The sequence below is a fragment of the Aquabacterium sp. CECT 9606 genome (genome assembly GCF_918741295.1).
Classification (GTDB): domain Bacteria; phylum Pseudomonadota; class Gammaproteobacteria; order Burkholderiales; family Burkholderiaceae_C; genus Aquabacterium.
Window position 1 is genome coordinate 601,678 of sequence record NZ_CAKKNB010000004.1, and the last position, 20,704, is coordinate 622,381.

Sequence of the window (20,704 nt, forward strand, 5' to 3'; positions counted from 1 at the left end):
GTCGATTCATTCCACCATGCGGGCTGCGCTGTTTGCAGCCCGTTTCCGTTTTCTGGCGCGATCTGATTGTTCATGAGCACCCCTTCCGACGCCCCCAACGATACTTCACGACCCACCACGCTGGCCGAGTGGCTGTCGCATTGCGAGCGCTTGCACCCGGTCACCATTGACCTGGGGCTCGAGCGCGTGTCGCAGGTCTGGCAGCGCATGGCAGTCACCTTGGGCACACCCTGTGGGCTCGATGCGGATGAGCCAGCAGACACCACGCCCCCCGTTGTGTTCACCGTGGCCGGCACCAATGGCAAGGGTTCGACCTGCGCCATGATCGAGAACATCTTGCTGTCGGCGGGGTTCAAGGTGGGCGTCTACGGATCACCTCACTTGGTGCATTTTGAAGAGCGTTGCCGCGTGATGGGCCTGTCTGTGAAGGCCGAAGAGCTGTTGCCGCACTTTGCGGCGGTGGAGGACGCCCGGGGCGAGCTGGCGCTGACCTACTTCGAATTCACTACCCTGACCATCATGCGTTTGCTGGCCCTGGCTGGCTTGGACGCGGTGGTGTTGGAGGTGGGCTTGGGTGGCCGGCTGGACGCCGTCAATGTGGTCGACCCCGACTGCGCCATCATCACCAGCATCGACCTGGACCACATGGATTACCTGGGCCCCGATCGCGAAGCCATTGGCCGCGAGAAGGCTGGCATTTTGCGAGCAGGTCGACCGGCCATCGTGTCCGACCCCCAGCCACCGCAAAGCGTGGTCGACCATGCCCAGGCGCTGGGTGCCGACCTGTGGCTGTTCGCCCGTGATTTCAATTACTCGGGCGATCGCCAGCAGTGGTCCTGGGCGGGGCGCCACAAGCGTTTCAACGGCATGGCTTATCCCTCCTTGCGTGGGGTCAACCAGCTGCTGAACGCCTCGGGCGTGTTGGCCGCGCTGGACGCCGTGCGGCAACGCCTGCCCGTGTCGGCCCAGGCCGTGCGCACTGGGCTGGCCACTGTGGAATTGCCGGGGCGTTTCCAGATCATTCCGGGGCAGCCCACCTTGATCCTGGATGTGGCCCACAACCCGCATGCCGCGGCCACCCTGGCGGCCAATCTCGACCAGATGGGCTTTTCGCCCAAGACCCACGCGGTGTGGGGCGCCATGGCCGACAAGGACCTGGCCGGCATGGTCGCCAAATTGACCCAGGTGATCGATGCCTGGTATTGCTGCGAGTTGCCCACGGAGCGGGCGGCCAGTGCGGCGCAATTGGCCGATGTCGTGCGCGCGATTTCGGGGCAAAGCAGCTCGCTGGTACGCGCCCAACCCACGGTCACAACCCATGCGGACCCGATGGCCGGCCTGCACGCGGCGTTGGCCGCGGCGGGGCCGACGGATAGAATCATCGTCTTTGGTTCATTCTTCACCGTCGGCGGCGTGTTGCACGAGGGCCTGCCCCGGCTGAACGCGCCTCACCTCCACTGACTCCATAACCCGCCGACCCACCGAGCATGTCGTTGCCATCGTTCCTACAGCGCCTTCGTCAGCGATCCACACCCGCCGTGGCTGACGTCTCGCCGCTGTCATCGGCCGACATCGAGGTGGCGCGCGTGCGCGCCCGCCGCCGCCTGGTCGGCATGGTGGTGCTGGTGGGTGTGGGCGTGGTCGGCCTGCCATGGTTGTTTGAAACCCAGCCCCGGCCTTTGAGCCCCGATGTGCAGGTGGTGTCTGCCGTGCCTCGTGGTGGTGCCGCAGTGTCGTCCAGGCCGGCGCCCTCCATTGCGAGCGTGACTGTGCCGGTGACTGAGGCCCCGCCCGAATCCGCCAAGGAAGCTGCCGAAGCACCGCCCGTGGTCAGCAAACCAGCGCCAGCGCGTGCGCAGGCTTCGCAAGCCGTGGCAGCCGTCGTCAAGCCCACCCCTGCCAAAGAGGCGGTCAAGAAAGAGCCTGCCAAGCCTGTGGTGGTGGCGGAAAACGCGGTCGCCAAGGATGCAGCACGTGCCAAATCCTTGCTGGAAGGCAAGCCGGCCGTTGCCAAGACCGCCGCAGCACCCGCAGATGCCAAGCCGGCCGCCAAGCCTGCTTCTGCCGAGGCGGCGGCCACGCGCTATGTGGTGCAAATTGGTGCTTTTTCCGACCTGCCCACGGCCCGCGAAGTGCGATTGAAGGCCGAGCGTGCTGGCGTCAAGACCTATACCCAGGAAGTGACCGTCAATGGCGGCAAGAAGATCCGCGTTCGCGTGGGCCCTTATGCCAACAAGGCTGAAGCCGACAAAGCCATGGACACCTTGCGCAAGGCCGGCATGACCAGTGCCTTGCTGACCTTGTGACCACCGTGGTGGACGGCAGCGCCTGGACCTTGGTGGATGTGGTGCTGGCCCTGGGCTTGCTCCTGTCCATCATCGTGGGGGCCTGGCGCGGGCTGGTGACCGAAGTGCTGGCCTTGCTGGGGTGGGCTGTGGCCTATTTTGCAGCCCAGTGGTATGGGCCAGAGGGCGCTCGCTTGATTCCGGTGGGCGAGCCAGGTTCTCGCTTGAACCTGATCTCGGGCATGCTGGTGGTGTTTGTGGTGGCTTGGCTGGTTTGGGCCTTGATTTCATGGGCGGTGGCCCAAATGATCAAAGCATCGGTGCTCAGCGGACCAGACCGTGTTCTGGGTGCCGGGTTTGGGTTGTTGCGTGGGGTGCTGGTGGCCTTGATCGTGTGCACGGTGGTGAGCATGACGCCAATGCGGACCTGGGAACCGTGGCAATCATCACGCGGCGTGGCGGGCTTACAGATGTTGCTGACAGGCCTGAGGCCTGTTCTGCCCGAGCAGGTGGTCAAATTCCTGCCCGAGCAGCCTTGAATTGAATTTGCGTTGTTGTTTGTTTTTGCGGAAGAGGTGAACCATGTGCGGCATCGTCGGTGTGATTTCGAAGACGCCTGTCAATCAACTGATCTATGACGCCTTGCTGCTGCTGCAGCACCGGGGTCAAGACGCCGCCGGCATCGTGACCGCCGGGCCGGATGCACTGGGACGCAAGTTCTTCATGCACAAGGCTCGCGGCATGGTGAAAGACGTGTTCCGCACCCGCAATATGCGTGCGCTGCCCGGCACGGTTGGCCTGGGTCAGGTGCGGTACCCCACCGCCGGCAATGCCTTCAACGAAGAAGAGGCCCAGCCCTTCTACGTGAACGCGCCTTTCGGCCTGGTGCTGGTGCACAACGGCAACCTAACCAATGCGCATGGACTCAAGCGTGAGCTGTTCGACATTGACCGCCGCCACATCAACACCGAGAGCGACTCCGAGGTGCTGCTCAATGTGTTGGCACACGAACTGGAGCGCGTGGGCGTCAAGGGCCCGCTGACGCCCGAAGCTGTCTTCACCGCCGTGCGTGCCGTGCACAAGCGTATCAAGGGCTCATACGCCGTGGTCTGCCTGATCGCCGGACATGGCCTGCTGGCTTTTCGCGATCCTTATGGCATCCGCCCCCTGTGCTATGGCGTGGCCGACCTGCCTGAAGGCCCCACGGTGATGGTCTCCAGCGAGTCCGTGGCCCTGGAAGGCACCGGCCACAAATTTGTGCGCGACGTGAAGCCTGGCGAGGCCCTGTTCATCGACTTGAATGGCCAGGTCCACGCTGAGCAGTGCGCCGAAAACCCCGTGCTCAACCCCTGCATGTTCGAGTACGTCTACCTGGCTCGTCCTGATTCGGTCATGGACGGCATCTCGGTTTACCAGGCGCGCCTGAACATGGGCGAGACGCTGGCGCAGCGCGTCATCTCGACCATGCCGCCGTCCGAGATCGACGTGGTCATCCCGATCCCCGAATCGAGCCGCCCCTCGGCGATGCAACTGGCGCAAAAGCTGGGCAAGCCCTACCGCGAAGGCTTCGTCAAGAACCGCTATGTGGGCCGCACCTTCATCATGCCGGGGCAGGGCGTGCGCAAGAAATCCGTGCGCCAGAAGCTCAATGCCATCGGCATGGAGTTCAAGGGCCGCAACGTGTTGCTGGTGGATGACTCCATCGTGCGTGGCACCACTTCACGAGAGATCGTGCAGATGGCCCGCGAGGCTGGCGCCAACAAGGTCTACCTGGCTTCGGCCGCGCCGCCAGTGCGCTACCCCAATGTCTACGGCATCGACATGCCCACCAAGGAAGAATTGGTGGCGCACAACCGCAACGTGGAAGAGATCCGCCAGATCATCGGTTGCGATGCGTTGATTTACCAGGATGTGGACGCGATGAAGAAGGTCGTGGCCAAACTGAACCCTGGCATCAAGAGCTTCGAGGCTTCGTGCTTCGATGGCGTCTACATCACGGGTGACGTCAGCGCCGAAGACTTCGCGGCCATCGAATCGCAGCGCCTGACGCAAAAGGGCGAGGACGACGCTGACCACTCGCGCCTGGCCTTGCAGCACTCACCGGACTGATCGCCACCATGAGCACGCTTGATCCCAAGCCCGAGAAAAAGCGCCTGCCGCGCAAGGCGTTCGCGCCCGACGTTCGCCTGGAAACCCTCGCCGTGCGCGAGGGCCTGCCCGCCACCGAGTGGGGTGAGAACTCCGAAGGGCTGTTCCTGACCAGCAGCTTCAACCACCCGGACGCGGCCACGGCGGCAGCCCGTTTCGCCAACGAAGAAGAAGCCTTCGTCTACACGCGTTTCTCCAACCCGACCACGATGATGTTCGAGCGCCGCCTGGCCGCGCTCGAAGGCACGGAAGCCGCGATCGCCACGTCCAGCGGCATGTCGGCCATCATGCTGTTGGTGATGGGCTTGCTCAAGGCTGGCGATCATGTGGTGTGCTCGCGCAGCGTGTTCGGCTCGACCATCAAGCTGCTGCAAGGCGAGTTCGGCAAGTTCGGCGTGCAGACCACCTTCGTGTCGCAGACTGATGTGGCCGAATGGCGCGCGGCCATCCAGCCCAACACCAAGCTGTTGTTCGCCGAAACGCCCAGCAACCCGCTGACCGAGGTTTGCGACATCGCGCAACTGGCCGAGGTGGCGCATGCCGCGGGTGCCTTGCTGGCGGTCGACAACTGCTTCTGTTCGCCCGCCCTGCAGCGCCCTGCCAAGCTGGGCGCCGACCTGATCATCCACTCCGGCACCAAGTACCTGGACGGCCAGGGCCGCGTGGTGGCCGGTGCCCTCTGCGGCAGCGAACAACTCATCGAGAACGTGTTCGTGCCCGTGATGCGCAGTGCGGGCATGAGCCTGTCGCCCTTCAATGCCTGGGTCGTGCTCAAGGGCCTGGAAACGCTGTCGATCCGGATGGCCGCGCAAAGCGCCAATGCGCTGGCACTGGCGCGCTGGTTGGAAGCGCAACCCAGCGTCGAGCGCGTGTACTACCCCGGCTTGCCCTCGCACCCACAGCACGAACTGGCAATGAAGCAACAAGGCGGCCTGGGCGGCGCCGTGGTGAGCTTCATCACGAAAGGCGAGGGTGCCGACGCTGCGCGCCGCAATGCCTTCGCCGTGATCGACCACACCCGCATCTGTTCGATCACGTCCAACCTGGGCGACACCAAGACCACCATCACCCACCCGGCCACGACCTCGCACGGCCGCCTGAGCGAAGACCAGCGCCAGGCCGCCGGCATCACGCAGGGCATGATCCGCGTGGCCGTGGGCCTTGAACACATCGAAGACCTCAAGGCCGACCTGGCCTCGGGCCTGAACAGCATCGCTTGATACCTGCGTTTTCCACGATCCCATGACCCAAGTCCGCACCCGTTTTGCCCCGTCGCCCACCGGTTTCATCCACCTGGGCAACATCCGCTCGGCCCTGTACCCGTGGGCTTTCGCGCGCGCCTCCAAGGGCGTGTTCATCCTGCGCATCGAGGACACCGACGTCGAGCGTTCGTCGCAAGAGGCCGTCGACGTGATCCTGGAAAGCATGCAGTGGCTGGGCCTGGACATCGACGAAGGTCCGTTCTACCAAATGCAGCGCATGGACCGCTACAAGGCCGCGCTGCAGGACATGGTGGCCAAAGGCCTGGTCTACCCCTGCTACATGAGCACGACCGAGCTGGACGCGCTGCGCGAGCGCCAGATGGCCAACAAGGAAAAGCCCCGCTACGACGGCACCTGGCGCCCCGAGCCCGGCAAGACGCTGCCGCCCGTGCCCGAGGGTGTGCAACCCGTGCTGCGCTTCAAGAACCCCGTGGGTGGTTCGGTGGTGTGGGACGACAAGGTCAAGGGCCGCATCGAGATCAGCAACGATGAGCTGGACGACCTGGTGATCGCGCGCCCTGACGGCACGCCCACCTACAACTTCTGCGTGGTGATCGACGACCTTGACATGGCCATCACCCACGTGATCCGCGGTGACGACCATGTCAACAACACGCCGCGCCAGATCAACATCTTGCGCGCCTTGGGCCACGAGCCACCGGTCTATGCCCACTTGCCCACAGTGCTCAACGAGCAGGGCGAGAAGATGTCCAAGCGCCATGGTGCCAAGGCCGTCACGCAGTACCGCGATGAAGGCTACCTGGCCGATGCCGTGGTGAACTACCTGGCCCGCCTGGGCTGGAGCCATGGTGACGACGAGATTTTCTCGCGCCAGCAACTGGTCGAGTGGTTCAACCTGGATCACCTGGGCAAGAGCGCCGGCCAGTTCGACGAAGCCAAGCTGCGCTGGGTGGCCCAACAACACATGAAGACGACCGCCGACGAGGTGTTGGCGCCCTTGGTGCGTGGTCAATGGGCGGCCCGCGGTGTGCAGGTGCCTGCCGCGCTGGCCTCGGGTGATTTGTTGAACCGTGCTTGCGCTCTGTTCAAGGATCGATGCTCGACCACGGTGGAATTGGCCGACTGGTTGTCCATGTATGTGACCGATGTGCAACCGCCTGCCGAAGAACTGGTCGCCCAGCTGACTGATGCCGTCAAGCCCGCTGTGGCCGCCCTGCGCGAGCGCCTGGCCACTGTCACCTGGGACAAGGCCTCCATTGCGCTGGCCTTGAAAGAGACCCTGGCCCAGTTCAGCTTGAAGATGCCCCAACTGGCCATCCCCGTGCGGCTGCTGGTGTGTGGTCGTTCGCAAACACCATCGGTCGATGCGGTGCTGGAGTTGTTCGAGCGTGAAAACGTGTTGAAACGTTTGCAGCTGACTTGATAAAACGTCAAAAATCGATGTATACTTTTGGTCTTGCTTGAACGACGCTTTGTTTAGTCAAAGCAGCCGGGCAGACCAACAAAATGGTGGAATGTTGAAAAACAGAAACCGTTGACGGGGGTATAGCTCAGCTGGGAGAGCGCTTGCATGGCATGCAAGAGGTCAGCGGTTCGATCCCGCTTACCTCCACCAAATTTGGTGTCTGGTGTGCTTTGAAAAGCGAAGTGTCGAACAGGTAGAAAAGATTTTGTCTCCTTCGTCTAGAGGCCTAGGACACCACCCTTTCACGGTGGCTACAGGGGTTCGAATCCCCTAGGAGACGCCAGTTAGTTGTCAGTTAAACCACTGCGGAGTGGTAGTTCAGTTGGTTAGAATACCGGCCTGTCACGCCGGGGGTCGCGGGTTCGAGTCCCGTCCACTCCGCCATGTTGATTGACGAGTTGATTTTGTTGGGAACAAGTCTCGGTGCCAGTTTGTCGCCCTGCCGTGCAAGTCACCGCAAGTGAACCACGATGGGGGTATAGCTCAGCTGGGAGAGCGCTTGCATGGCATGCAAGAGGTCAGCGGTTCGATCCCGCTTACCTCCACCATTCAAAAGGTGGCGTCAAATGGGCGGCTTGGTTTGTTCCCGAGCGTTGAGTTATGAGGACGAGTCTCCTTCGTCTAGAGGCCTAGGACACCACCCTTTCACGGTGGCTACAGGGGTTCGAATCCCCTAGGAGACGCCAGTTTTTGTCAGTTAAACCACTGCGGAGTGGTAGTTCAGTTGGTTAGAATACCGGCCTGTCACGCCGGGGGTCGCGGGTTCGAGTCCCGTCCACTCCGCCAAAATGCAAAGCCCTGATGCGCAAGCATCAGGGCTTTTTGCATTGATTCACGGTTGCCGTGTCGCTTCAGGCTTCACCTCTAAAGGGGTGCGGTGTTGCTTTCGATATGCTCCTGGCGGGATTCCGAAATGGTTGTTGAACGCCAGATGCAGGCCCACGACGCTTTCATAGCCGATGCGCTCGGCGATGTCGCTCAAAGGCAGAGAGGTCGTGTTGAGAAGGCGTTGCGCTTCGGCTAGGCGGTGACGCACCAGGTGCTGCCGAGGGGTCTCGCCCACCAACTCCTTGAAGGTGCGTGCGAAGGACGACCGGGAGACCCCGGCCTCCTCGGCCAATGAGTCGAGGGTCCACTGTCTGGCGAAGTCCTCATGCATCGCCATGAGCGCCTGGCCAATGCCCTGGTGCTGCAGCGCGATGGAAAAGCGGCTGAAACGGCCCGCATCCCGCATCGCCACCCGAAGTCCCAGCACATACACGAGCTCGAAACCATGCACGAGCACGACATTGCGCCCCTCGCCATATACCTTTAATTCACTTTTCACGCCATCCAGGGTGTGGGAAAGCAATGGTTCTGTTTCAATTTGTGCCGCCGAAATGATCATCAGCGGCGGTAATAGCTGGTATATGAGCCGGACGCTGTCGGCTTCGAAATGCAGGCCCGCGCACAGCATTTGGTTTTTTCGGCCTCCGCCACCAAACTGCAGGACGCTGAATTTCTCGGCGCTTCTTTCGGGCAGCAGGTCCTTCAGTTCCTGGGGCTTGCTATTCAAGGCGTCGCCAATGGAATGGCCTTGCCCGCGGGGGAACATCGCCAGATCGCCTTCATGGAGGGTCACGGGCTCGCGCCCCTCCATTTGGATCACGGCATCGCCTTGAATCATGTAATGAAGCAGTGCGCAGGACTCCTGCTCGCCCTGGATGGCCCAGGGGGTGGTCGTTTGCCATTCACTGACAAATATACCCTGGAGGCGCAGGCGGTCAAACACATATGACAAAACGTCTGCAGGCCGTTTCATGGACGAATTTTAATTAATTCGAGCCTTCTGATTATTGTGTGCATGAAACCCCCTTAATAAAATTTGAAAACTACTTACGAATGAGGGCGATTCTATGTCCAGTCAACAGATACAACAACATTTGGTCCTTGGTGGTTCCGGTGCGCAAGGTTCGGCCATCGCCCGCGAATTGCTGGGGCGGGGGCAACAGGTCAAGGTGCTGGTGCGGTCCGAAGCCGGCCCTGTGCCCGCAGGCGCACAACGGGTGGTGGCGGATCTTGCGGACGGCGATGCCCTCCTCGAAGCTTTCAAGGGCGTGACCCACCTCACGGTGACTTTGCCGCTGGAATACAACCCCGAGGTGACAGACGCCTATGCCATGAACATCTCACGGGCTGCTGAGCGAAACCACGTGCGGCGCATCGTCTTCAATGCCAACACGCGAACGCCCCATGTGCGGTCCGATGTGGCTGCCTTCGACACACGCAATGGCGCCGACGCCATCCTGCGCGCCAGCAGCGTCGAGATTGTCACGCTGAAGCCTTCCATTTACCTTGAGAACCTGCTGGCGCCGCCCAGCCTGGCCGGCATGCAGGAGCACGGCCAATTGCATTACCCACTGCCGGCGCAGACCCGGGTGTCATGGCTCTCGTTGGCCGACCTCGGGCGGGCCGTGGTGGCAGCCCACTCGCTGGACAATGTGCCGGCCGCCCCTGTGCTCATCGGGTCGAGCCCGTTGCAGGGCCATGAACTTGCCGCGCAGTTGTCCGAAGCGGTGGGTCGTCCCCTCAGCTATGTGCCGCTTCCGCCCGATGTGTTCGAGCAGTCCCTGGTCGCCTTCATCGGACCGAAGAGCGCGGCCGGCGTGGCAGGGATCTACCACTGGGCCTTCCGGCATCCCGACACCACGCTGTTCGCAACCGGAGATGCCGGCGAGCAGTTGGATCAATCTTTGTTGCCGCAGGCGCTGACGCCTCGGGCGTGGTCACTTGGGCAGCCTTGGTCGCGTGCCAGGCCGGCTGCCTGATTCTCCCAATCGCAACACTTTCACCCAACCTTTCACGAACGAGTGAGGAAGCCGCAATGAAACGATCCCCCATGGTCTCCAAAGGCCGGTTCTCCCTGGCCGCTCTGGCGCTGATCCTGCACACCGCGCTGCCGTCCGCGGCATGGGCCCACGCCGGTCCACATGGCGGCGTAGACACGTCGCCGGAGCCGAGTGGTCCCAGTCCCTTCACGGTGCTGGCCGAGGGGCTCTCGAATCCTCGGGGCATCGCTATCGACGAATCATCCGGGTCTCCCGTCGTCTACGTGACGGAAGCCGGCAACGGTGGCAAGGGCGGAGTCTGTCTAACCAGTGCCAATGGCGACTACGACGATTGCTATGGTCCGTCTGGCGCCATTGCCCGGGTGTCGAATGGCCAGGTTGAACGCGTCATCAAGAATCTGCCTTCCATCGCGGGGCCCAACGGTGGTTTCGCCATCGGACCTTCCCGGATCAAGCTGCTGGGTCCTTCAGTGCTCTTCACCGTGGCGAACTACGGGGATCCGGAACAACGTGGCCAACTGGCTTCGGCCGACAAGCGTTTCGGTCACGTGTTGTGGCATTCGCTGACGACACCGTCCATTTCCTTCGATGTGGCGAACCTGTCAGCCTTTGAAGACGCCCACAATCCCGATGGAGGCGAACTGGAGAGCAATCCTTCCGGCCTCGCTTTCTCCCGCCACGGCTTGATCGCCACCGATGCGGGCGCCAACGACGTGCTGAAGATCCGATTCGACGGTCAGGTCAGCGCGAGGTACGCATTTCCTGAACGGCACTTCCCAGCGCCGGCCGACCTGGGGCTACCTGCCGGTGCCACCTTGCCGGTGCAGTCCGTGCCGACGGCGGTGGTCGTCGGCCCCGATGGCGCGCATTTCGTGGCCGAGTTCACCGGTTTCCCTTATCCCAAGGGCGCGGCGCGGGTTTTCCGCTTCGGCGCCAGTGGCGCACCAACCGTGTTCGCCGACAACTTCTCGAACATCATCGACCTGACGTTTGGCCCTGACGGCAGCCTCTATGTCCTGGAGTTGGCGCACAACGGTCTGACATCGGGGGATGTGACCGGCGCTGTGACGCGGATCCTGCCAAACGGGACTCGGACCAAGGTGGCCTCGACGGGCCTGGCCTATCCCACCGCCATCGCTGTTGACCGCAGTGGGCGCATCTACGTGACCAACTACGGCACGCATGGCAGCAAGGCGCAGCTCGTTCGCTTTTGAGCGGCTGCAGCAGGCACGGTGGAGGAGGGTGCATGGAAAAGCATACCGTGCCGGTGTCCGTTCACGTCGGGGTGGAGGTGGCCAGGGCCTTTTCCTTCCTGTCCGACCTGAATCATCTGTCGATGTGGACGCTGGGCACCCGGGTGCACGAGCAGATCGCGGCCAACACGTGGATTGGCGAGGTGACGGCATCCGGCCAACGCATCTACATGCGGGTTGCAACGCTGGCGCATCCCGAGGTGCCCATGCTCGAGTGGCAGTGTGGCAAGAGCATGGATCACCTGTCGGTGGTCCATCGGCTGTGCCTTCTGCCCGCCTCAGACGGCGGGGTGCACGTGCATTGGATCAGCTTCAAGCGTCCGGACGTGGAAACGACGTTGGGCCAGCAAGGCTTCGACGCCATCGCGCACCGGGCCGAGTTGCTGCGTCTCAAAGCGGTGTTGGAGCGGGATAACGGCCGGACCGCCCCTGTTGTCACACCCGAGCATTTGTTGGCCTGTTCGGTGTTCGTTGACGCGCCTGCCGCCCTGATCGCGGCTTACCTGGCCGACCTGGGTAACGCGGCCCACTGGGCAGCTCAATGGGAACAGGTGACGAGACCGGAAAAGCGTCGCTTGGCCGATGAGTCCGGGTCCTTGAAGGAGGGCTGTTTTCGCGATGCGTACAGCCGGGCGTTCAAGGCCTCATCCTCGGTGAACGACCATGCGGATTTGGGACAGGTGGTGCTGATGCGGACCACAGGCAGCGTGCCAGGCGCGGCATGTCCATGGTCTCCTCCGCTTCTTCAGGTGTTTGCTGTCCTGCCCTGTGCCCATGTGCTGGGTGTGCCGTCCGCGCAAGGTTGTGTCCTGCACCGCATCGCGCCAACGCGGCTGACTGGCGCCGCGCATGGCGACGGGATCGCGGCGATGCGGGGCGAAAGCCTGGGCATCAAGCGGCGGGTAGAGATGCTGTCGGGGCGTTCCGAACGTTTCGCCGATGGCCTCAGTTACACCACCGCACTGGCGACAGCGCACGCCTGAACCGGGTCACCGGTCGGCGTTCGCTCTTCTTTTTCTTCTCCGTACAGAGGCTGTGATGAATACAGAAGATGTTGTCGAAATCGAGGTTTTCTATGACTTGGTCTGCCCCTTCTGCCTGATTGGCAAGACGCAGCTCGATGCGGCGTTGGCAACATTGGGCCGCGAGGTGCGCGTGCGCTGGTCACCCTACCTGCTGGACCCCCAACTGCCCGAGGGCGGTTTGCCTTTCCAGCGCTACCACCGCATGAAATACGGCGAACGGGCACGGCCCATGCAGCAGCAGGTCGAACGCATCGGACAGCGCTTGGGCATCCCCTTCGATTTCCTGAAGTTGTCCCGCTACCCGCAAACGCTGGATGGCCATCGCGCGGTGCGTCTGGCCGCCGAGCATGGTCAGGCGGGCGCCATGGTCGAAGTGCTGCTGCGGGCTTATTTCCTGGAGGACCAGGACATCGGCCGGCCCGAGGTGCTGGCCGCGCTGGCCGAAAGCCGTTTGGGACTGCCCGGCCAAGCGTTCGCGCAGCGCCTGGCTTCCGACTGGCAGCGCGACGAGGTGCGCGCGGATCAACGCCGATCCGTGCAACTGGGGGTCCGCTCTGTCCCGTCTTATCGGCTTGGCGGTCGGTACATCGAGCACACCGATGACCTTGTGAACATCCTGTCGGGCGCCTTGCCCGCCCCGACGCATTGAGTACCACCGATATGAGCTTCGTCCTGACGCAACGCACGTCCCAGTTCAACGGCATCGTCCCGCGCAGCCCGGAGGAGGCGCCGCATCACGTGGCCTTGCCTGCCCCCGACATGGTTGAGCAACGCTTCAGCGTGCCTTTCGATTTCCCTGTCTATTTCACCGATGGCATCTTGCGTGATCCGGACAACATGGTGCTGCGGCAAGCCATCAGCCGCAAGGAGCCGGGACGGCGTCACCGTTTCGCGGTCGTGCTCGACAGCCAAGTGGCGCAGGCCGACCCGACCTTGGTATGCGGATTCCAGGCCTATGCCTGTCGGCATGCCGACGCCCTGGATCTGGTGGCTGCGCCGCTTCTGGTCAAGGGCGGCGAACTGATCAAGAACGACCACCATGCCGTCCTGGGGCTTCAGACCATGCTGCACAAGCTTCGCATGGACCGCCACTCCTGCCTGGTCATCGTAGGGGGCGGCTCGGTGCTGGACATGGCCGGCTATGCCGCGGCCACCACGCACCGGGGCATCCGTGTGATCCGTGTGCCTACCACGGTGCTGGCGCAAAACGATTCGGGTGTTGGCGTGAAGACGGCGATCAACGCGTTCGGTGCCAAGAATTTCCTGGGGACCTTCACGCCGCCATTCGCGGTCATCAACGACCATGGCTTCATTGCCACGCTGCCGGAACGCGATCGCATCGCGGGCATGGCCGAGGCGGTGAAGGTGGCGGCGATCCGTGACGGAGGGTTTTTTGAATGGTTGGAAAAAAACGTCGAACGCTTGCGCAGCTTCGAGCCACAGGCCATGCGCTGGATGATCCGCCGCTGTGCGGAACTGCACTTGCGCCACATTGGGCAAGGCGGCGATCCCTTCGAGTTCGGCAGTGCCAGGCCCCTTGACTTTGGGCATTGGGCTGCGCACAAGCTGGAGAACCTCAGCGGCTACACGCTCACGCACGGTGAGGCGGTGGCCATCGGCCTGGCCCTCGACACCCGCTATGCCGTCATGACGGGCCTGCTTCCGGAGGTCCAGGGGGAACGGCTCCACCACTTGCTGGAGCGGCTCGGGTTCAAGTTGTGGCACGAGGCCTTCGAGCTGCAGGATGCGCAAGGGCGGAGGCAGGTCATGGCCGGGCTCGCGGAGTTCCAGGAACACCTTGGCGGCGACCTGACCGTGACGATGCTGGACGCCATCGGCTGCGGGCGGGAAATCCATGAGGTTCGCCATCCCATGATGAATGCCTGCATCGATTGGCTGCGCGCGCGGAACCACGCACGATGCGCTTGAACAGCCCTTCGGGGGATCCAGGCCCGGTCCACCTGAGTTACTGCACCAATGTGCACCCGGGCGAAAGCTGGACCGACACCTTTCTGGCCTTGCGAGCGCATCTGCCTTTGGTGAAGGCCCGTGTCGCGCCAATCCAGCCCTTTGGCGTGGGGCTGCGCCTGTCGGCGCGGGCTGCCGAAGAGCTGGCGGTGCCCGAAACATTGGCGGCCTTTCAGGCGTTCCTGTCCGACCATGGACTCTACGTGTTCACCTTGAATGGCTTTCCTTATGGCGCCTTTCATGGCGAGCGCGTGAAGGACCAGGTCTACCTGCCGGACTGGCGGGCAACTGACCGGCTCAGGTATTCGGACCAACTGGCCGATCTGCTGGCGGCGCTGCTGCCGGAGGACCATGGCCTGGGCACGATCAGCACCGTGCCGGGCGGCTATCGGCCACACCTGGCGCACGAAAGCGATGGCGGCGCGCATGCCATGGCCGCCAACTTGCGGCGCCATGCGGTGAGGTTGAACCGCATTGCGCAAGACACCGGGCGCCACATCGTGCTCGCGTTGGAACCAGAACCTTCCTGCCTGCTGGAGACCAGCGCCGACACGGTGCGGTTCTTCGAATCGCATGTTCTGCACCCGGAATCTTTGGCCGACATGGCCGCCCGGTTGGGTGGTGACAAGCGGCTGGCGGAGCAAGTGCTCCGGACGCACCTTGGGGTCTGCCTCGACGCCTGTCACGCTGCCGTCGAGTTCGAAGATCCGCTGTCTTGCCTCAAGGCACTGGAGGGCGCTGGCATCCGCATCGCCAAGGCACAGCTCAGTGTGGGGTTGCAGGCGGACGGTGCCGGTGCATTGCCCCGCCGTGCATTCGATGAACTGGACGATGCGGTTTACCTGCACCAGGTGGTCGAACGGCTGTCCGAAGATGGGATGTTGCGGCGTTTCGATGATCTGCCGCAAGCCTTGGCTGCGCTGGACGATGGCGATCTTGGCATGGCACGGGAATGGCGCGTTCATTTTCACGTGCCGGTCTGGTGCCATGACCTGGGGGCCTTCACGACGACCCAGCCCTTCCTGCAAGCGCTGCTCGCGCGCCACCGCGAACGGCCGATCGCACCGCATCTGGAAGTGGAAACCTACACGTGGAACGTGTTGCCGCCCGGATGGCGGACAAGCCCGCTGGACGAGGCCATCGCACGCGAACTCAACTGGGTACTGGATCAACTGTCATGATGAAACGCAATGGGTGGCGCACCGCGCTGGAGTTGGGGCGGGTGTCCAACCTGCCCACGGTCTGGAGCAATGTGCTTGCGGGGATGGTGTTGTCGGGGCACGTGCAGGAATGGGGCATGACGCTTCGGCTGATGGCAGTCTTGTCGCTGATCTATGTGGCCGGCATGTACCTCAATGATGCCTTCGACCGCGACATCGACCTGCGTGAGCGGCCAGAACGGCCCATTCCTTCCGGCAGGGTGTCAGCCCGCGCGGTGTTCGCCGCCGGGTACGGCATGCTGGGTTTGGGCTTGGTGATGCTGGCCCCCATGGGTTGGCCCGCCTTCGCCTCGGGAGCATTGCTGACGGCAGTGGTCATTTACTACAACTACGATCACAAGGCCAATCGCTTCAGCCCGCTGGTGATGGGGCTGTGCCGCATGCTCACCTACATCACGAGTGCCCTTGCGGCCACGGGCGGTGCCGTGCCGGACGCCGTCTGGCTCGGGGCGGTGGTGTTGCTGGCCTATTTGATGGGCTTGACCTACGTGGCCAAGCACGAACAAGCCGGCAAGGTGATTCGGGTCTGGCCCCTCGTGGGATTGCTTTGCCCCATGCTGGCTGTGCTCCTGGTCGCGCCGTTGGATGCGCAGACGACACTGTGTCTGCTGGCTTTCGGACTATGGACCGGTCATTGCCTGCGCATGGTTTTTTCATCCCAGCACCGCAATATCCGGCATGCCGTGGGCGGCTTCATCGCCGGCATTTCGCTGGCTGATTCATTGGCCATATCCGTCCTGGGCCTGTCGCCAGCTCTGGCAACGGCCGTGGCCGCATTCTTATTGACGCTTCTGCTGCAAAGGAAAATTTCCGGTACCTGACGTTCAATGCCAATCATTTGTCGTCATATTCGCGCTTGTGGTCAATTTGCAAATATTTCTTGCTGACAAGCACAAGTTCATCGATCGTTGTTTTATTCATGAATTTGTCATGTTTGAAAATAACGCCGGATGTATACGAAATTTAAAGAAATTGAGTCGCTTGTTTATTCACAATAAACCACGCATCCTTAGAATTACAAAAAAATTATTCAGCCAGGGATTCTTTGTGCATAGACCTGCTGTCGCAGCAGTTTGATAAATCAATATTTCAATTGGGGGTGAACATGATTTCACTGGATGCCAGCTGCTTCCACGAAAAGTGCTATTTCAACGTGGAAGCCATCCGCGCGCAGGACCCCTTGAATGCGGATTTGCGGTTAAGCAGTCTGCCGGCCATGAATGCCGCGAAAGATACTGACGGGCTCGTTCGTCTGCTTCAGTACTTGGTGCAGCAAACCCGGGAGTCGCATATTGACACCTCGGAGAAGGCGTTTGCCGCCATGCGAGACATCGGAATTGTCCTGGGTTCTCTCAAACGGCACGGAGTGGAGCCCGTGCAGGCCGTGCCTGAGGTGGAGCAGCCCCTGGTGGACCTGGGGGCGGCGACGAACATGATCCCGCGCGACACGGTCCACCACTACACGTCGTGGAACCCTGTTGGTGCCCGGCGGCGCAGTTACACGGGTGAGCCACAGGAGATTTGGTTGCAGGACGCGGTCGTTCGCGTGTTTCCCAGCCTGAGCGCCTCCTTGGCCATCAGCGATGTCCTGAGCACGATGTCTCCGCACGACGTGCGTTTTGCGCCCACGGTCGGCATGTTGCATGAATCAGGCAGGACGATGGTGGACGCCATCGACTCGGTGACCGAGCGGGTCTCGCCTGTCTTTTTTGCCCAGGTGCTGCGTCCCTATTTCGAAGATGTCGTTGTTCGCGGCGAACGCTACTTGGGGCCCGCCGCGGCGCAGGCGCCCCTTTGGCTGGTGGATCTTTGCGTGTGGGCGTCTGACCGCAATCAGGCCGACTACAAGACCTTCCTGGTGGAGTCGGTGCACTACAGCCTGCCCTCATGGCGGGCGTTCTACCAGCGCCACTGCCATGATGTCTCGCTGGTGACCAAGGTGACCGAAGCACTCGATGCCTGCACGGGCGAGCCGGATGGCAATCTGGTGCGCAGCGCGACGAGCCTGACGGAACTCATGACTTTGCTCAAGGTATTCCGGGGGCGGCACATCGGCATCGCGCGCAAGGCTTACGCCGAGGAAGTGGCGCTGTATGCGCACGGCAGTGGCGGTGCGCCGGTGGCCTTGCTGCGCAAGATCCTGGACTTGACGCGTGAGAACGAGCACCTGATGCGGGAACGCGCCAACGGCGCGCGCCGTGGCCAGGCCACTCAGGCGCCCACCGTCACGCACGAAGGCGGGCGCCGCGAGGAAGGCGTCGCCTGCGGGGAGGCTGCATGAAGCAAGCGCGCATCCTGATCGCGGGCGCGGGCATTGCCGGCCTGACGGCGGCCATCGCGTTGCGGGCACATGGTTTCACCGACATCCAGGTGCTGGAGCGCTCGCCGGTGATCGGCCCCCTTGGGTCCGGCATCAATGTGTTGCCCCATGCCGTGCGTGAGCTTCACTCGCTGGGCATGCTCGAACGCTTGCTGCCACAGTGCATCCAGACCGCCGAACTGTTCTACATGAACCACCGGGGTGACCGCATATGGCGCGAAGACCGCGGTGTGGCGGCTGGCTACAGGTGGCCCCAGCTTTCCATTCACCGCGGCTGGCTGCAGGCCGAACTGCTCAAGCGTGTGCTGGAAGAGGGTGGGCCTGGCCGAGTCCATGCTGGCCAGGAGGTGGTGGGGCTGGTCGACGAAGGCACGGGCCATGTCGTCGAGTGCGTGAATCGCCACACGGGGCAGACCCATCGCCACCACGCCGACCTGGTGATCGGTGCGGACGGCATCCGGTCGGTCATCCGCCGCGTCCTCCATCCGCAAGAGGGGCCGCCTCCAGCGAACGGAATGGTGGTTTTCCGCGGGATGTTGTGGGGGCCGTCCTTCATGACAGGACGCAGCATGATCATCGCTGGCGACGGGCTGCGCAAGGTCGTGCTGTATCCCATGGCACGCAGGGAGTCCGGCGACGTCCTGCTGAACTGGGCCGCCGCCTTGCCCGAGAAGCCGGACGCAGGCTATGCGCGTGGCGACTGGAACCAGCCAGTGTCACCCGAGGTCTTCGCCAGCGAGTTCGAAGGCTGGGATCTGGGCGGCGTGAGCCCCGAGGCGCTGATGCGTGGCAGCCCCGACACCTTCGTCTATCCCATGGTCGATCGCGAGCCGCTGGCGACGTGGTCACGCGGGCATGTCGTGCTCATGGGGGATGCGGCCCACGCGATGTACCCCATCGGCTCGAACGGCGCCACGCAGTCCATCATCGATGCATGCGCCCTGGCGCACCATTTGCGCCAGCACGAAGGCAGCCTCGCGGCGGGCATTGCTGCCTATGAGGCTGACAGGCGCCCCAGGCTCACGGCCTTGCAGGCAGCCAACCGCCGCCAAGGGCCGGAGGTGGTGATCGACCTGGCTGCCCAAAGGGCGCCCGGCGGCTTTGCGCAGCCAGCCGACGTGTTCGAATCCGGCGAGCTGGAGGAAATCGCCTCGCGCTATACACGCATTTCCGCAATGGAACGGGACGCGGTGAACCTGGCCTCGCCCTACCGGCCGGTGGGGTTGACGCCCGAGCTGGAGCCGACATGACTCTGCCCCATGTTCCTCATGCGCCACCAGCGCAGGCACGGCTGCGTCCCTACACCACGCAGATCGCCCATGATCTGAAGGACCACCTCGTCCATGCCCTGGCCGATCAACCGCAGGGTGATGCAGCGAGGGGCTGGCTGGCGCAGGCGCTGGCCGAAGCCTCATGTCCTGGAGCGGCCGAGAGCGGTGTGTTGCTGACCCACCATGCGCGGGCCGCACGGCACCTGCGCCGGCTGCACACCGAATTGCCGCCAGCGCTGCACCGCAGCTTGTTCAGGCGAGGGGTGCATGCGCCGCAGTCCTGGTCCGCGGTCGATTGCGCCAGGGTCTTGCTGACCTTGCTGGCCCTTGGCCGCCTGCCCATGCACGCCCACATGGCCTTTGTGCGGCAGCTTTTCCTCAAGGGTGACAGTGACGAGCGGCGCGCGCTGCTGCAGGGCCTCGTGCTGCTGCCCGAACCTGTGCGCTTCACCGAACTGGCCATCGACGCCTGCCGCAGCAGCGTGAGGAGCGTGTTCGATGCCATCGCGTCCGACAACCAATTTCCTGCGCGCTACTTCCCCGATGCGGCCTTCCATCAACTTGTCCTCAAGGCCTTGTCCGTCGAGCTGCCAATCGAGCGGGTTGTCGGCCTGAGTGATCGCCTCACCCGCGATCTGAGGCGCATGGTCAGCGAGTACGCCTCCGAGCGGCGCGCGGCGGGCCGTGCGCTCTCGGCAGACACGCAGGGCCTGCTGGATCGCCTGGCCGAGCGCTCACCGCTCAGCACACCCTTTCACCCCACCATGCCCTCGATGGGCTCATCCCCCCGTTCAGGAGACCCCGCTTCATGAATATGTTCGACCCGCATGTCCACATGACATCCCGCACGACCGACGACTACCACGCAATGAATGCCGCGGGCGTGACCGTGGTCGTGGAGCCCGCATTCTGGATGGGACAGCCGCGCACCCACGTCGGCACCTTCGAGGACTATTTCCTGTCCCTGCTCGGATGGGAGCGCTTCAGGGCCAGCCAGTTCGGCATCCGCCACTACTGCACGCTGGGCCTCAATCCCAAGGAAACGAACAACCCCGATGTGGCCGACGGTGTGATCGCCTTGCTCGACCACTACTTGGAGAAGGACGGTGTGGTGGCGGTCGGCGAGATCGGCTTCGACGATGAGACGGAGGCGGAAGAAAAATACTTCCTGCTTCAGCTGGAGCTGGCGGTCAAGCATCAACTGCCCGTGCTGGTCCACACCCCTCACCGCGACAAGAAGGCCGGCACCTTGCGCAGCCTGGCGATCATCCGCGAGAGCGGCATCCGCGACGAGCTGGTGCTCATCGACCACAACACCGAGGAAACGCTGCCCCTGGTGCTGGACACCGGCTGCTGGGCCGGCCACTCCATCTATCCGGAGACCAAGATGGACGAGGCACGCATGGTGGCGCTGGTCAAGCAGTACGGGCCGGAACGAATCATCATCAACAGCGCCGCCGACTGGGGCGTGAGCGATCCGCTCAAGGTGCCCAAGACCGCGCAGGCCATGCGCGATGCGGGCATCGCCGAGGCTGCGATCCGCGCCATCGTGTGGGACAACCCGCTGGCTTTCTTCGCGCAAAGCGGCCGCCTCGACGAACAGGAAGCGGGGGTGGATGTGCTCATCGACCAGCGCCAGGCCTTCGAAGGCAATTCCGTGCTTCGTGGCCAGACCCCCGTGGTCCACGGCTGAGGAGG

Annotated in this window: 18 protein-coding genes and 6 tRNA genes; 23 read left to right on the forward strand and 1 reads right to left on the reverse strand. The window is 63.1% G+C overall.

The window, feature by feature from the left end; genetic code table 11:
- The first annotated feature begins 72 nt into the window (after positions 1-72).
- The 12 genes from folC to LQ232_RS20040 all read left to right on the forward strand — a co-directional run bounded on the left by folC (position 73) and on the right by LQ232_RS20040 (position 7,907).
- Positions 73-1,461 carry a bifunctional tetrahydrofolate synthase/dihydrofolate synthase gene (folC, locus tag LQ232_RS19985; RefSeq protein WP_230182143.1) on the forward strand — a complete coding sequence of 463 codons (1,389 nt, stop codon included), beginning with the start codon at positions 73-75 and terminating at the stop codon, positions 1,459-1,461.
- A 77-nt stretch (positions 1,462-1,538) separates the two neighbouring features.
- On the forward strand, positions 1,539-2,306 hold the full coding sequence (locus LQ232_RS19990) for an SPOR domain-containing protein (RefSeq protein ID WP_230182144.1): 768 nt from the start codon (positions 1,539-1,541) through the stop codon (positions 2,304-2,306).
- Positions 2,303-2,824, forward strand: coding sequence for a CvpA family protein (locus tag LQ232_RS19995; RefSeq protein WP_230182145.1), 522 nt, complete (start codon positions 2,303-2,305; stop codon positions 2,822-2,824). The genes LQ232_RS19990 and LQ232_RS19995 overlap by 4 nt, the downstream gene beginning before the upstream one ends.
- 43 nt (positions 2,825-2,867) lie before the next feature.
- A complete protein-coding gene (gene purF, locus LQ232_RS20000) occupies positions 2,868-4,394 on the forward strand; it encodes an amidophosphoribosyltransferase (RefSeq protein ID WP_230182146.1) in 1,527 nt (508 codons plus the stop codon).
- A gap of 8 nt (positions 4,395-4,402) precedes the next feature.
- The gene (locus LQ232_RS20005; RefSeq protein WP_230182147.1) at positions 4,403-5,653 is read left to right on the forward strand and encodes an O-succinylhomoserine sulfhydrylase; all 1,251 of its coding nucleotides are present in this window, start codon (positions 4,403-4,405) and stop codon (positions 5,651-5,653) included.
- Positions 5,654-5,675: 22 nt separating this feature from the next.
- Positions 5,676-7,079 carry a glutamate--tRNA ligase gene (gene gltX, locus LQ232_RS20010; RefSeq protein WP_230182148.1) on the forward strand — a complete coding sequence of 468 codons (1,404 nt, stop codon included), beginning with the start codon at positions 5,676-5,678 and terminating at the stop codon, positions 7,077-7,079.
- 116 nt (positions 7,080-7,195) lie between these two features.
- Positions 7,196-7,271 (forward strand) — tRNA-Ala (locus LQ232_RS20015).
- 57 nt (positions 7,272-7,328) lie between these two features.
- A tRNA-Glu gene (locus LQ232_RS20020) sits at positions 7,329-7,404 on the forward strand.
- 24 nt (positions 7,405-7,428) lie between these two features.
- Positions 7,429-7,505: transfer RNA gene (locus tag LQ232_RS20025), tRNA-Asp, on the forward strand.
- 88 nt (positions 7,506-7,593) lie between these two features.
- A tRNA-Ala gene (locus tag LQ232_RS20030) sits at positions 7,594-7,669 on the forward strand.
- A 62-nt stretch (positions 7,670-7,731) separates the two neighbouring features.
- Positions 7,732-7,807 (forward strand) — tRNA-Glu (locus LQ232_RS20035).
- A 23-nt stretch (positions 7,808-7,830) separates the two neighbouring features.
- Positions 7,831-7,907: transfer RNA gene (locus LQ232_RS20040), tRNA-Asp, on the forward strand.
- A 46-nt stretch (positions 7,908-7,953) separates the two neighbouring features.
- On the opposite strand, the gene LQ232_RS20045 is transcribed toward LQ232_RS20040, so the two are convergent.
- Entirely contained in the window at positions 7,954-8,922 is a 969-nt protein-coding gene (locus tag LQ232_RS20045) for an AraC family transcriptional regulator (RefSeq protein WP_230182149.1), read from the reverse strand.
- A 94-nt stretch (positions 8,923-9,016) separates the two neighbouring features.
- Between LQ232_RS20045 and LQ232_RS20050 the strand changes: the two genes are divergently transcribed.
- From LQ232_RS20050 to LQ232_RS20100, 11 genes are all read left to right on the forward strand, one after another.
- Complete coding sequence (locus tag LQ232_RS20050) at positions 9,017-9,928, forward strand: NmrA family NAD(P)-binding protein (protein ID WP_230182150.1); 912 nt, start codon at positions 9,017-9,019, stop codon at positions 9,926-9,928.
- A 56-nt stretch (positions 9,929-9,984) separates the two neighbouring features.
- Positions 9,985-11,163: a ScyD/ScyE family protein gene (locus LQ232_RS20055; RefSeq protein WP_230182151.1), complete on the forward strand. Its 1,179-nt coding sequence runs from the start codon at positions 9,985-9,987 to the stop codon at positions 11,161-11,163.
- A gap of 32 nt (positions 11,164-11,195) precedes the next feature.
- Positions 11,196-12,185: an SRPBCC family protein gene (locus tag LQ232_RS20060; protein ID WP_230182152.1), complete on the forward strand. Its 990-nt coding sequence runs from the start codon at positions 11,196-11,198 to the stop codon at positions 12,183-12,185.
- Positions 12,186-12,240: 55 nt separating this feature from the next.
- Complete coding sequence (locus tag LQ232_RS20065) at positions 12,241-12,876, forward strand: DsbA family protein (protein WP_230182153.1); 636 nt, start codon at positions 12,241-12,243, stop codon at positions 12,874-12,876.
- Between the two features lie 11 nt (positions 12,877-12,887).
- Entirely contained in the window at positions 12,888-14,156 is a 1,269-nt protein-coding gene (locus LQ232_RS20070; RefSeq protein WP_230182154.1) for a 3-dehydroquinate synthase, read from the forward strand.
- Positions 14,153-15,376 carry a metabolite traffic protein EboE gene (gene eboE / locus LQ232_RS20075; protein ID WP_230182155.1) on the forward strand — a complete coding sequence of 408 codons (1,224 nt, stop codon included), beginning with the start codon at positions 14,153-14,155 and terminating at the stop codon, positions 15,374-15,376. The genes LQ232_RS20070 and eboE overlap by 4 nt, the downstream gene beginning before the upstream one ends.
- Positions 15,373-16,236, forward strand: a complete 864-nt coding sequence (locus LQ232_RS20080) for a UbiA family prenyltransferase (protein ID WP_230182156.1) — start codon at positions 15,373-15,375, stop codon at positions 16,234-16,236. Before eboE ends, LQ232_RS20080 begins: the two co-directional genes overlap by 4 nt.
- 395 nt (positions 16,237-16,631) lie before the next feature.
- Positions 16,632-17,696, forward strand: coding sequence for a monodechloroaminopyrrolnitrin synthase PrnB family protein (locus tag LQ232_RS20085; protein WP_256450110.1), 1,065 nt, complete (start codon positions 16,632-16,634; stop codon positions 17,694-17,696).
- On the forward strand, positions 17,693-18,985 hold the full coding sequence (locus LQ232_RS20090) for an FAD-dependent monooxygenase (RefSeq protein WP_230182158.1): 1,293 nt from the start codon (positions 17,693-17,695) through the stop codon (positions 18,983-18,985). The genes LQ232_RS20085 and LQ232_RS20090 overlap by 4 nt, the downstream gene beginning before the upstream one ends.
- Entirely contained in the window at positions 18,982-19,818 is an 837-nt protein-coding gene (locus tag LQ232_RS20095; RefSeq protein ID WP_230182159.1) for an EboA domain-containing protein, read from the forward strand. Before LQ232_RS20090 ends, LQ232_RS20095 begins: the two co-directional genes overlap by 4 nt.
- Positions 19,815-20,699 (forward strand): TatD family hydrolase, encoded by an 885-nt coding sequence (locus LQ232_RS20100; protein ID WP_230182160.1) that lies wholly within the window; start codon positions 19,815-19,817, stop codon positions 20,697-20,699. Before LQ232_RS20095 ends, LQ232_RS20100 begins: the two co-directional genes overlap by 4 nt.
- The last annotated feature ends 5 nt before the right edge of the window (positions 20,700-20,704 follow it).